Raw genomic sequence first — 12417 nt, 5'->3', positions numbered from 1 at the left:
CGATGGCACAAGTACAATTTTCAGTTTATCGTTATAATCCAGATGTTGACAACGCTCCTCGTATGCAAGAATACACCTTGCAAACAGAGGAAGGTCACGACATGATGGTGTTGGATGCACTTATTCTTCTAAAAGAACAAGATCCTACATTATCTTTCCGTCGTTCATGCCGTGAAGGTGTGTGTGGATCTGATGGTGTTAACATGAATGGTAAAAATGGTTTAGCATGTATTACTCCTTTATCCACGCTACAAAAAAATGGCAAAGGTAAAATCGTAGTACGTCCATTACCAGGTTTACCTGTGGTTCGTGACCTTGTTATTGACATGAGTCAGTTCTACACTCAGTACGAAAAAGTTAAACCTTATTTAATTAATGATCAGCCTGCAGCAGGCGAACGTCTTCAAACTATTGAAGAACGTGATAAATTAGATGGGCTTTATGAGTGTATTTTGTGTGCATGTTGTTCAACATCGTGTCCTTCGTTCTGGTGGAATCCAGACAAGTTCATTGGTCCAGCAGGCCTTCTTCATGCTTACCGTTTCTTGGCTGATAGCCGAGATACAGCAACTGAAGAACGTTTAGCGGATTTAGACGATGCGTTCAGTGTGTTCCGTTGTCACAGTATCATGAACTGTGTTAGCGTTTGTCCTAAGGGTCTTAATCCGACCAAAGCAATTGGACAAATCAAATCTATGTTACTAAACCGAGCGGTTTGATAGCTTAGTAAAGGTAAGATGGCTAATATTAAATTATATTAGCCATCTTGTTATAATAACTATTAATTTCTGCGCTAAAAAAAAGGGCTTATAAATGCACGAAGGTGTGATGAAGGCATGGCTAGAATCTTCACATTTAAACGGCGGCAACGTTGCTTATGTAGAAGAGCTTTATGAAGCGTATTTAGACGATGCGACTTCTGTGCCAGACGAATGGCGAGAAGTGTTTGAACAATTACCTAAAGTTGATGGTGTGGATGTTGAAGTAAAACATTCAGAGGTTCGAGCACAGTTTGCACAGCTTGCAAAAAACAAGCATAGAGAAGTAGTGGTAGCAGAGGGTAGTGGCGGTGACCTTAAACAGGTTAAAGTTCTACAACTTATTAATGCTTTCCGTTTTCGTGGGCACCAAAATGCAAACCTAGATCCATTAGGTATTTGGCAACGAGAGCGTGTACGAGATTTAGAGCTAGAGTACCACGACCTATCTTCAAGTGATTTTGACCGCGAGTTTAACGTAGGATCGTTTGCCGTAGGGCGCGATACTATGCCTTTAGGTGAACTATACCAAGCACTAAAAACTACATATTGTGGTTCAATTGGCGCTGAGTATATGCACATCACATCAACAGAGGAAAAACGTTGGTTACAACAACGTCTAGAATCTGTCCAGTCTAGGCCTAAATTCTCAAAAGATGAAAAGCTACGTATCCTTAAAGGGCTTACTGCAGCAGATGGTCTAGAAAAATATTTAGGGTCTAAGTTCCCTGGTGCTAAGCGCTTTTCACTTGAAGGTGGCGATGCGTTAGTTCCAATGCTTAAAGAGCTTATTCACCGCGCTGGTGAAAGCGGCCAACAAGAAGCTGTTATTGGTATGGCTCACCGTGGTCGTTTAAACGTTTTAGTTAATGTACTTGGTAAAAACCCATCAGAATTATTTGATGAATTTGCTGGTATACATAAAGAAACGCTAAGTTCTGGTGATGTTAAATATCACATGGGTTATTCGTCTGATTTTGCTACCAAAGGTGGCAATGTTCATATGGCGCTTGCGTTTAACCCATCTCACCTAGAAATCGTAAATCCAGTAGTTATGGGCTCTGTACGTGCTCGTCTTGATCGCTTAGGTGATAGCTCTGGTATTAAAGCATTACCAATTACAATACATGGTGATTCTGCTATTGCTGGACAAGGTGTTGTACAAGAAACGTTTAATATGTCACAGACTAACGCGTTTAGTTGTGGTGGTAGTATTCGTATTGTTGTCAACAACCAAGTAGGTTTTACAACCTCTAAGCAAGACGATGTACGTTCTACAGATTACTGTACTGACATTGCTAAAATGGTTCAGTCGCCAATTTTCCATGTAAACTCTGATGATCCTGAAGCAGTTGCATTTGTAACTCAACTTGCACTTGATTTTAGAAACCAGTTTAAGCGCGACGTAGTAATCGATTTAGTTTGTTACCGTCGCCATGGTCACAATGAAGCTGATGAGCCTAATGCAACTCAGCCTTTAATGTACCAAAAAATTAAAAAACACCCAGTACCACGTTTAATCTATGCAGATCAACTTATAGCAGAGGGCACATTTTCTGAGCAAGAAATAAAAGCACTTGCTGATGAGTACCGTGATGCGTTAGACGAGGGGAATTGTGTAGTTTCAGAAATACAACCAGAGACATCACATTCTTCTGATTGGGCTAAATATGTCGGCCATGAATGGAATGTTGATTACGATGCTAGCGTTTCTGTAGAAAAGCTTAAAGCTCTCGGTGAGAAAATTGCTTCCTACCCTGAGCAATATAAAGCACAGTCTCGTGTTAAAAAGATTTATGACGATCGTAAGCTAATGGCCACGGGTGAAAAACCACTCGATTGGGGTATGGCAGAAACACTTGCCTATGCAACAATTGCAACTGAAGGTACTGACATCCGTTTGACGGGTCAAGATTCAGGTCGTGGTACATTCTTCCATCGTCATGCTGTAGTTCACAGTCAATCCGATGGTGCAACTTACACACCTTTACAGAATTTAAGTGAAGGTCAAGGTACTTTCCAAGTATTTGATTCGGTTCTTTCTGAGGAAGCTGTAGTAGCTTTTGAATATGGTTATGCAACAGCAGAGCCTACTTCATTAATACTTTGGGAAGCGCAGTTCGGTGATTTCGCCAATGGTGCACAGGTTGTATTTGACCAATTCTTAAGTTCTGGTGAGCAAAAATGGGGCCGTTTATGTGGTCTTACGATTTTGCTACCGCACGGCTATGAAGGCCAAGGCCCAGAGCATAGTTCAGCACGCTTAGAGCGTTTCTTGCAACTATGTGCTGATCACAACATGCAAGTGTGTGTTCCTTCAACGCCGGCGCAAGTTTACGCCATGCTTCGTCGTCAATCAGTTCGACCACTTCGTCGTCCTCTGATTGTTATGACGCCTAAGTCACTACTTCGTCATCCGCTTGCTACTTCATCACTTGAAGAACTTTCTGAAGGTGTTTTCCATAATATGATCGACGAAGTTGATGATATTAACCCTGAGAAAGTAGAGCGCGTTGTATTTTGTAGCGGTAAAGTTTACTACGAGTTACTACAAGAACGTCGTAAGCTTGAGCAAGATAATATTGCAATTGTACGTGTTGAACAGTTATACCCGTTCCCACACGATGAAATGCAAACAATTATAGAGCGCTACCAACACGTAACTGATTTTGTATGGTGTCAAGAAGAGCCACAAAACCAAGGTGCATGGTACTGTTCACAACATCACTTTATTGATGCAATCCCACAAGGTGCTAAATTAAAATATGCAGGACGTAAAGCGTCTGCATCACCAGCGTGTGGTTACATGTCAGTACATACTAAAGAACAACAAGCGCTCGTTGCCGACGCGCTTACTATAGAAAATAAAGGATAAGCAATGAGCACAGAAATTAAAGTTCCTGTTCTTCCTGAGTCGGTTGCAGATGCTACCGTTGCTACATGGCATGTAAGTGTTGGCGACAAAGTAACTCGCGATCAAAACTTAGTAGACATTGAAACAGATAAAGTGGTTTTAGAAGTTGTTGCACAGCATGACGGTGTAATAACAGAAATATCACAAGAAGAAGGTGCAACCGTACTTGGCGACCAAGTTATGGGTTTACTTGGTGATGCTGATGCAGCGCCAGCAAGTGAAGGTTCAACTAAAGAAGAATCAGCACCAGCTAAATCAGAAGACGCGCCAGTGGCGCAATCAGCACCAGCATCAGAAGGTAAAGAAGTGGATATTAAAGTACCTGTACTTCCAGAATCAGTTGCAGACGCAACAATTGCTACATGGCATGTACAACCAGGTGACGCGGTAACACGCGACCAAAACTTGGTAGATATTGAAACAGATAAAGTTGTTCTTGAAGTAGTAGCTCAAGAAGATGGCATCATGGGTGATATCATTCACGGCGAAGGCGATACTGTATTAGGCGAGCAAGTAATTGGTTCGGTTAAAGCAGGCGGTGCACCAGCGGCTCCAGCTGCAAAAGCAGACGCAGCGCCAGCAGCAGATTCAAGCGAAAGTTCAGATGTGTTAACACCATCAGTTCGTCGTTTAATTGCTGAGAAAGGCCTAGACGCTTCTAAAATTAAAGGCACGGGTAAAAATGGTCGTGTAACTAAAGAAGACGTTGATACTTTCTTAAAAGCACCAGCGCCAGCGGCTAAAAAAGCAGAAGCTTCTGCTCCTGCAGCACCAATGGGCGATCGTACTCAAAAACGTGTACCTATGACTCGTTTACGTAAAACGATTGCGACACGCCTTCTTGAAGCTAAAAACTCAACTGCAATGTTAACTACATTCAACGAAGTGAACATGGGACCAATCATGAGCCTTCGTAAGCAGTACCAAGAAACGTTTGAAAAGCGTCACGGCATTCGTTTAGGTTTCATGTCTTTCTATGTGAAAGCGGTAACTGAAGCTCTTAAGCGTTTCCCAGATGTAAATGCATCAATTGATGGTGACGATATTGTTTACCATAACTATTTCGATATCAGCATTGCAGTATCTACTCCACGTGGCTTAGTTACTCCAGTACTTAAAGATTGTGACAAACTATCTGTTGCTGAAATCGAAAAAGGTATTCGTGAGCTAGCACTTAAAGGTCGTGATGGTAAGCTTACGCTTGCTGATATGACGGGTGGTAATTTCACTATTACTAATGGTGGCGTATTTGGTTCATTGCTATCTACACCTATCATTAACTTGCCACAGTCTTCAATCTTGGGTATGCATAAAATCCAAGACCGTCCGATGGCTGTAAATGGTAAAGTTGAAATACTACCTATGATGTATTTAGCACTTTCTTATGACCACCGTATCATTGATGGTAAAGAATCTGTTGGTTTCTTAGTGACTATTAAAGAGTTACTTGAAGATCCAACTCGCTTATTGCTAGATGTTTAATCTAGTTGTATGAAATGTAAGCTGTGAATGAACATTCACAGCTTTTTTTTTGCGCCTTTGGTCGTACTGGGGTTTTCATGTTAAGCCTTGGGATCTATACTAGGTGCGCAATTTGGGATAGTTGTTTATTTGAAAAAATATTCAGCTCTTTTAGTATAAAAAATTGGATAAAGCATCATGAATTTGCATGAGTATCAGGCAAAACAACTTTTTGCCGAATATGGTTTACCCGTTTCTACAGGTTACGCTTGCGATACACCTGAAGAAGCTGCTGCAGCTGCTGAAAAAATTGGCGGCGATATGTGGGTTGTTAAAACTCAGGTTCACGCAGGTGGACGTGGTAAAGCTGGCGGTGTAAAGCTAGTTAAAACTATCGAAGAAGTAAAAGCGTTTGCAGCTAACTGGTTAGGTAAAAACCTAGTTACTTACCAAACAGACGAGAAAGGCCAGCCAGTAGCTAAAATTTTAGTAGAAAGCTGTACTGACATTGCTAACGAATTGTACCTAGGTGCAGTAGTTGACCGTGCATCTCGTAAAGTAGTTTTCATGGCGTCTACTGAAGGCGGCGTTGAAATTGAAACTGTTGCTGAAGAAACACCAGAGCTTATCCACAAAGCAGAGATCGACCCGTTAGTAGGTCCTCAAGCTTACCAAGCACGTGAACTAGGTTTCAAATTGGGTCTTAACCCAGTACAAATGAAACAGTTTGTTAAGATCTTTATGGGTCTTGGTAAAATGTTCACTGATTTTGATTTCGCATTACTTGAAATCAACCCGTTAGTAATTACAGACGAAGGCAACCTTCACTGTCTTGACGGCAAAATCGGTATTGATGGTAATGCACTTTACCGTCAACCTAAAATCCGTGAATTCCACGATCCATCTCAAGAAGATGCTCGTGAAGCACACGCAGCAAGCTTCGAGCTTAACTACGTTGCTCTAGACGGTAATGTTGGTTGTATGGTTAACGGTGCAGGCCTAGCAATGGGTACTATGGACATCGTAAACCTACACGGTGGCAAGCCGGCTAACTTCTTGGATGTTGGTGGCGGTGCTACTAAAGAACGTGTTTCTGAAGCATTCAAAATCATTCTTTCTGACGACAATGTTAAAGCTGTTTTAGTAAACATCTTTGGCGGCATCGTTCGTTGTGACATGATTGCTGAAGGCATCATTGGCGCAGTTAAAGAAGTTGGCGTAACCGTACCAGTAGTTGTACGTTTAGAAGGTACTAATGCTGAATTAGGTCGTGAAGTTCTTAAGAACTCTGGTCTAGATATCATTGCTGCTGAATCACTAACAGACGCTGCTGAAAAAGTTGTTGCTGCTGCGGAGGGCAAATAATGTCTGTATTAATCAATAAAGATACAAAAGTTATCTGTCAAGGTTTCACTGGTGGCCAAGGTACTTTCCACTCAGAGCAAGCGCTTGAGTACGGTACACAAATGGTTGGTGGTGTTAGCCCAGGTAAAGGCGGTCAAACGCACCTTGGTCTTCCTGTATTCAACACAGTTCGTGATGCTGTAAAAGAAACTGGCGCAACTGCTTCAGTTATCTACGTACCAGCTCCTTTCTGTAAAGATGCAATCTTAGAAGCTATCGATGCTGGCATCGAGCTAATAGTTTGTATTACTGAAGGTATCCCTACACTTGATATGGTTGATGTTAAAATCAAACTAGATCAAACAGGTACTCGTATGATCGGTCCTAACTGCCCAGGTGTTATTACTCCTGGTCAAACTAAGATTGGTATCATGCCTGGTCATATCCACAAACCTGGTAAAGTAGGTATTGTTTCTCGCTCTGGTACTTTAACGTACGAAGCAGTTAAGCAAACTACTGATGCTGGTTTTGGTCAGTCTACGTGTGTTGGTATTGGTGGTGATCCAATTCCAGGTACTAACTTTATCGACGTTCTAGAAATGTTCGAAAAAGATCCACAAACTGAAGCAATCGTAATGATTGGTGAAATTGGTGGTACTGCAGAAGAAGAAGCTGCAGAGTACATCAAAGCTAACGTTACTAAACCTGTAGTATCTTACATTGCTGGTGTTACTGCACCAGAAGGTAAGCGTATGGGTCACGCTGGCGCAATCATTGCCGGCGGTAAAGGTACTGCTGATGAGAAATTTGCTGCATTAGAAGCTGCGGGCGTAAAAACTGTACGTTCACTTGCTGATATCGGTAAAGCACTTAAAGAGAAAACAGGCTGGTAATCGCTTGTTTTTCTTTAAAAAGGCCCGCATATGCGGGCCTTTTTGTCATTAGATGAAAATTTAGAACGGGTAACTAATATGCTGGAAAAAACGTACAGATAAGTCTTGGCGTTGTTTATTTATAGCCAGTTCATTACACAGAGTATGGATTGTTTTTTCTACTTGGTTCATAAATCGACCGTAGCCCATTTCATGTTTATCCTGCTGCGTTGCGACCACTACAAAATGCAGCGTTTCTACTAATTTACTTGCTTCATAAAAGTGCTTAATTTGATTTTCATTAGATTCAATATCAAAACTTAACTTTTGAAGTTCATCATTGCCTTCACTTTTATCTATTTTACTGTTGCGTATAATAGGCGTTGCACCGTTAGCAACCATAGCGCCATGGTTTAAGTTATTATTTTGACACGCACGTATAAATGCATAAGCAAAGTAGTCATAAAATTTAGCATAATCGTTTGTGTTCATTAGTGTTTGAAACTGCGTTTTAATAGCGCGCGAAACCGGTATAGTAAAAGTGGCGTAAGTCATCTCTGCATAATCATTGGGTATGCTGCATTGTCTTGATTGGTAGCGAGGGTAGAGACTTCTTAATTTGTAACCATAGCTTTCCTTGTTGCCTTTTTCTTTAGCAAATAGGTCATACGTTAAGTGTTGATGGTCGCGTAGTTTAAACTGGGGCTGATTTATTAAGAGTTGTCCTTGTAAAGTGTCTAACACTTTTTGTACTTTATTATGAAATTCTGCAGAATTGGCTCGTAAATCATCGCCTGTTGCTAAAAATAGAATGCGTATTTTTTTACTCGGTGTACCTTCAGTGTAATAAATCTTATGCGCTTCGTGATAACGGGGATTATAAAAAAAGAGCATTTGTTTATCTGTTTCTAATTGATAAGACTCATCATTAAATCTTACAACGGGTAGTTTATCATTCGCTAATAAGTGCACATTATAAAGCTCGTACTCATCACAAGAAGCAAACAGCTGGCGTGCAATACGTTTATAGCAGCAATTTATATCACTAAAGCTTTTATAAAAATCGTGATTAGGGGTTATTTCAGCTAAAAGGTAGTGGTTAGCGCGTGCATTAGTTGGAATATATACACGATGTTGATTAAGTGTCGCCATCTTTAAATCCTTATAATGTAGGTTATTTACCTACTATAAACTGTTTAGATGACTTAAATATTGCGTTAAAACAAATTTTATTCATAAACAATGGTTCAGCTGAATTAAAGTTAAGCAATATCAAAAATAAACCTTAATCTAGTGCTGTATGTTAGTGTATGTTTTTGTAATAATGCATTAGTTTTGTTATTACGTAATATTTAGAGGACTGCACTCCTATGGCGGAAATTGAGAATCGCCCAAGTAACTTTATTAGAACCCGAATTGATGAAGACTTAGCAAGTAAAAAGCATGCAACAACGCATACACGTTTTCCACCTGAACCAAATGGCTTTTTGCATATTGGTCATGCCAAATCAATTTGTTTAAATTTTGGCATCGCAAAAGATTATAACGGTTTATGTAACTTACGTTTTGACGATACAAACCCAGAAAAAGAAGACATTAACTACGTTAATTCTATAAAAGAAGACGTACAGTGGTTAGGTTTTAACTGGGATGGCGATATAAAGTATTCTTCTAACTATTTTGATACTTTATATGGTTACGCTGTTGAGCTTATAAATAAAGGCTTAGCGTACGTTTGTTTTTTAACAGCAGACGAAGCACGCCAATACCGTGGTACATTGAAAGAGCCAGGTAAAAATAGCCCGTACAGAGATACATCAGTTGAAGAAAACCTAGCGTTATTTGAAAAAATGCGTGCTGGCGAATTCAAAGAAGGCGAATGTGTCCTGCGTGCTAAAATTGATATGGCTAGCTCATTTATGGTGCTTCGCGATCCAATTATTTATCGCGTACGTTTTGCTCATCATCATCAAACAGCAGACAAGTGGTGCATTTACCCAATGTATGACTTCACGCACTGTATTTCTGATGCACTCGAAGGTATTACACATTCATTATGCACACTCGAGTTTCAAGATAACCGTCGTTTGTACGACTGGGTACTTGATAACATTAGTTTAGAGTGTCACCCACAGCAAATTGAGTTTTCACGTTTAAATCTTGAATACACAATTATGTCTAAGCGTAAGCTAAGCGATTTAGTGGTAAATAACCATGTAGAAGGGTGGGATGACCCACGCATGCCTACAATTGCAGGCCTACGTCGCCGTGGTTATACACCAGGTTCAATCCGTGAGTTTTGTTTGCGCATTGGTGTAACAAAACAAGAGAATATGGTTGAAATGGGTATGCTTGAAGCATGTATCCGTGAAGATCTAAACGAAAATGCACCACGTGCAATGGCCGTACTCGATCCTGTTAAAGTTGTTATTGAAAACTACGATGCAGACAAGGTTGAGGTTTTATCTGTGGCTAACCACCCAAATAAAGAAGAAATGGGTCGTCGTGATGTACCATTTACTCGTGAAATCTATATAGAACGAGAAGACTTTAAAGAAGAAGCGAATAACAAGTTTAAACGTTTAGTGCTTGATAAAGAAGTACGCTTACGTGGTGCTTATGTTATTAAAGCACAGCGTGTTGAAAAAGACGAAAATGGTGAAATCACAACTATCTTCTGTACATACGACAGCGAAACACTTGGTAAAAACCCAAGTGATGGTCGTAAAGTAAAAGGTGTTATTCACTGGGTTTCAGCACCAGAGTCTATTACGGCAGAAGTTCGTTTATATGACCGTTTGTTTAGTGTTCCAAACCCAGCAGCCGCTGATGAGTTTGAAACAACATTAAATCCTGAGTCACTGGTTGTTTTATCAAACGCTAAATTAGAGCCATCGCTTGCTAATTCACAAGCAGAGCAGGGCTTTCAGTTTGAGCGTACAGGTTATTTCTCTCGTGATTCTAAATCAGAGAACGTTGTATTTAACCAAACAGTGGGTCTTCGTGATTCATGGTCTAAAACTCAATAAGTAATATCTAAAAAACCTGAACTCTGGATAATAAATCTATCTCGAGCAGCTATTTTCAGCGCTAACTGCGTTGAATTTACTTGCAATAGGCCAGCTATTGACGCGTGAATTCGCCTTGTTTTCACTTAAAATCTCTGGCTAGAGAAAATAAATTTAAATATCACCATGATTCAATACGTTGGTAAATCTCTTAACCAGAGTTCAGGTTTAATATCCCCAGTTTTTACTGGGTGTATTCATTACAAGCGTATTTTAGACACAAAAAAACCTGCACTTAGCAGGTTTTTTATTGCTTTTAAAAGCGGTATTAGCTGTTAGCGTCGCTAAATTCTTTACACGCTGCTTTATCATTACACTCACCGTATAAATATAAAGAATGGTTTGTAAGTGTAATACCATTTTCTTCAGAAATTTCAAGTTGACGACGTTCAATCATCTCATCTTCAAACTCTACCACTTTGCCACACTTCAAACATACTAAATGATCGTGGTGTGTGCTTCCTGAAAGTTCAAATACTGATTTGCCACCTTCAAAGTGATGACGGCTTACAATACCCGCATCATCAAATTGGTTAAGTACGCGATATACAGTTGCAAGACCAATTTCTTCACCTAGATCCAAAAGAATTTTGTAAACATCTTCAGCACTGATGTGTTGGTTATCTGGAGATTGTAAAATCTCTAATATTTTAATACGCGGTAAAGTTACTTTTAAACCGGCTTTTTTAAGTTCCAAGTTATGATCAGTCATTAAATCTGTCTCAATTTTATTTGGTTATACTAGACATCTTGCAAAGATGTACACGACACATTAGCAACAAACAGGATAACGTGCCTAAGCGTTAAGTGCAAAGAACAATTGATTTATATTGCCACTAAAGCTTAAAACGCTAACTGTTTGATAATTATTTAAACAGCTAGCGATATATGCAGTAAATTAGTCAGCTAATTCACTTAAACACATCTCTTCATATACTTGAGCAGACCATGCTTTAACACGTTGTTCTGTAAGCTCTGGTTGACGGTCTTCGTCGATACCCAAACCTACAAAATGCTTATCATCAGCCATGCCTTTAGATGCTTCAAAGTCATAGCTTTCGCTCGGCCAATGACCAACAACAATAGCGCCACGTTCAGTAACGATATCGTTGATCATGCCCATCGCATCTAAAAAGTACTCAGCGTAATCTTCTTGGTCTCCACAACCAAAAATAGCAACAAGTTTACCTTCAAAGTCTACTTCTTCAAGTTCTGGAAAAAAGTCATCCCAGTCACATTGTGCTTCACCGTAGTACCAAGTAGGGATACCGAATAAGATTAAATCAAATTCAGCAATCTCTTCTTTAGAGCTTTTTGCAATATCATGAACAGCCACTAGCTTTTTACCCAATTCTTTTTGGATCATTTTTGCTACGTGTTCTGTGTTACCTGTGTCACTTCCGAAAAAAATGCCTACACTTGCCATGGATTTAAAACCTTTTATGTATCAATAGCCAATCTTTCTTGTAAAATCGTTTCAATCAGCGCACTGCGGCTAATATTTTGTGCATCTGCCATATCACTCAATGCTTGATATAACTGCGATGAAACTTTAAATTCAACACGCTTTAAACCACGTGCTTTATCTCTTTTTATTTGATTACGTTTATTTACCTTTAACTGCATATCCCGTGAAAGGGGATTGGTTTTAGGTCTGCCTGGGCGTTTTTCGTATTCAAATAAATCGAGTGTAGTTCTATCTGTTTCTGACTTCGCCATGCTTAACCTACACCTGCGCCTTGCCAAAATACTTGAATAAGACCTTTAGCAATAAAGCCTGAACAACCTAAAAAGAGCACGCCCCAGACAATGTATTGTCCGAACTTAGGCACATTGCCACTTTTTAGTACGTCTTTAATTGCCATGCCGATGAATATGAAAATACCGGCTAAGCCAAAATACAACCCTAGGGTATCAAATTCGTTAATTAACTGACTGACCATCAACGTATAACCTTTAAATTAAACGGCGCGTACTATAGCATATAATTATTCATATAT

11 protein-coding genes are annotated in these 12417 nt (G+C 39.8%); 6 read left to right on the top strand and 5 right to left on the bottom strand.

The genetic code is table 11. The features are described from left to right. Positions 1 to 2: 2 nt before the first annotated feature. The 5 genes from P20429_RS01290 (at position 3) to sucD (ending at position 7370) form a co-directional block, all read left to right on the top strand. Entirely contained in the window at positions 3 to 719 is a 717-nt protein-coding gene (locus tag P20429_RS01290; RefSeq protein WP_007375751.1) for a succinate dehydrogenase iron-sulfur subunit, read from the top strand. A 94-nt stretch (positions 720 to 813) separates the two neighbouring features. Further along, positions 814 to 3633 carry a 2-oxoglutarate dehydrogenase E1 component gene (gene sucA, locus P20429_RS01295; protein WP_007586872.1) on the top strand — a complete coding sequence of 940 codons (2820 nt, stop codon included), beginning with the start codon at positions 814 to 816 and terminating at the stop codon, positions 3631 to 3633. A 3-nt stretch (positions 3634 to 3636) separates the two neighbouring features. Then, entirely contained in the window at positions 3637 to 5154 is a 1518-nt protein-coding gene (gene odhB, locus P20429_RS01300; protein ID WP_007586871.1) for a 2-oxoglutarate dehydrogenase complex dihydrolipoyllysine-residue succinyltransferase, read from the top strand. 177 nt (positions 5155 to 5331) lie between these two features. After that, positions 5332 to 6498: an ADP-forming succinate--CoA ligase subunit beta gene (gene sucC, locus P20429_RS01305; protein ID WP_007586870.1), complete on the top strand. Its 1167-nt coding sequence runs from the start codon at positions 5332 to 5334 to the stop codon at positions 6496 to 6498. Next, complete coding sequence (sucD, locus tag P20429_RS01310) at positions 6498 to 7370, top strand: succinate--CoA ligase subunit alpha (RefSeq protein WP_007586864.1); 873 nt, start codon at positions 6498 to 6500, stop codon at positions 7368 to 7370. The genes sucC and sucD overlap by 1 nt, the downstream gene beginning before the upstream one ends. Positions 7371 to 7430: 60 nt before the next feature. On the opposite strand, the gene P20429_RS01315 is transcribed toward sucD, so the two are convergent. Further along, entirely contained in the window at positions 7431 to 8501 is a 1071-nt protein-coding gene (locus P20429_RS01315) for a DUF3083 family protein (protein WP_007586863.1), read from the bottom strand. Positions 8502 to 8719: 218 nt separating this feature from the next. On the opposite strand from P20429_RS01315, the gene glnS reads away from it, so the two are divergent. Continuing rightward, the gene (glnS, locus tag P20429_RS01320) at positions 8720 to 10378 is read left to right on the top strand and encodes a glutamine--tRNA ligase (protein ID WP_007586859.1); all 1659 of its coding nucleotides are present in this window, start codon (positions 8720 to 8722) and stop codon (positions 10376 to 10378) included. Between the two features lie 307 nt (positions 10379 to 10685). Here glnS and fur read toward each other — a convergent pair whose 3' ends face one another. The 4 genes from fur to P20429_RS01340 form a co-directional block, all read right to left on the bottom strand. Then, on the bottom strand, positions 10686 to 11129 hold the full coding sequence (gene fur / locus P20429_RS01325; protein WP_007586857.1) for a ferric iron uptake transcriptional regulator: 444 nt from the start codon (positions 11127 to 11129) through the stop codon (positions 10686 to 10688). A 186-nt stretch (positions 11130 to 11315) separates the two neighbouring features. Beyond that, the gene (fldA, locus tag P20429_RS01330; protein WP_007586856.1) at positions 11316 to 11843 is read right to left on the bottom strand and encodes a flavodoxin FldA; all 528 of its coding nucleotides are present in this window, start codon (positions 11841 to 11843) and stop codon (positions 11316 to 11318) included. Positions 11844 to 11857: 14 nt separating this feature from the next. Beyond that, positions 11858 to 12136 (bottom strand): LexA regulated protein, encoded by a 279-nt coding sequence (gene ybfE / locus P20429_RS01335; protein ID WP_002962928.1) that lies wholly within the window; start codon positions 12134 to 12136, stop codon positions 11858 to 11860. A gap of 2 nt (positions 12137 to 12138) precedes the next feature. Further along, positions 12139 to 12360, bottom strand: a complete 222-nt coding sequence (locus P20429_RS01340; RefSeq protein ID WP_002962930.1) for a DUF2788 domain-containing protein — start codon at positions 12358 to 12360, stop codon at positions 12139 to 12141. Positions 12361 to 12417: the final 57 nt, after the last annotated feature.

The sequence above is a fragment of the Pseudoalteromonas sp. BSi20429 genome (assembly GCF_000238895.1).
GTDB lineage: Bacteria > Pseudomonadota > Gammaproteobacteria > Enterobacterales > Alteromonadaceae > Pseudoalteromonas > Pseudoalteromonas arctica.
The sequence above is the reverse complement of the archived record's forward strand: the minus strand, read 5'-3'. Positions and strand labels throughout refer to the sequence as shown.

Excerpts from the sequence above, each read along its gene's own strand:
- P20429_RS01290 (WP_007375751.1), top strand. The coding sequence starts at position 3 with ATGGCACAAGTACAATTTTCAGTTTATCGTTATAATCCAGATGTTGAC.
- sucA (WP_007586872.1), top strand. The coding sequence starts at position 814 with ATGCACGAAGGTGTGATGAAGGCATGGCTAGAATCTTCACATTTAAAC.
- odhB (WP_007586871.1), top strand. The coding sequence starts at position 3,637 with ATGAGCACAGAAATTAAAGTTCCTGTTCTTCCTGAGTCGGTTGCAGAT.
- sucC (WP_007586870.1), top strand. The coding sequence starts at position 5,332 with ATGAATTTGCATGAGTATCAGGCAAAACAACTTTTTGCCGAATATGGT.
- sucD (WP_007586864.1), top strand. The coding sequence starts at position 6,498 with ATGTCTGTATTAATCAATAAAGATACAAAAGTTATCTGTCAAGGTTTC.
- P20429_RS01315 (WP_007586863.1), bottom strand. The coding sequence starts at position 8,501 with ATGGCGACACTTAATCAACATCGTGTATATATTCCAACTAATGCACGC.
- glnS (WP_007586859.1), top strand. The coding sequence starts at position 8,720 with ATGGCGGAAATTGAGAATCGCCCAAGTAACTTTATTAGAACCCGAATT.
- fur (WP_007586857.1), bottom strand. The coding sequence starts at position 11,129 with ATGACTGATCATAACTTGGAACTTAAAAAAGCCGGTTTAAAAGTAACT.
- fldA (WP_007586856.1), bottom strand. The coding sequence starts at position 11,843 with ATGGCAAGTGTAGGCATTTTTTTCGGAAGTGACACAGGTAACACAGAA.
- ybfE (WP_002962928.1), bottom strand. The coding sequence starts at position 12,136 with ATGGCGAAGTCAGAAACAGATAGAACTACACTCGATTTATTTGAATAC.
- P20429_RS01340 (WP_002962930.1), bottom strand. The coding sequence starts at position 12,360 with ATGGTCAGTCAGTTAATTAACGAATTTGATACCCTAGGGTTGTATTTT.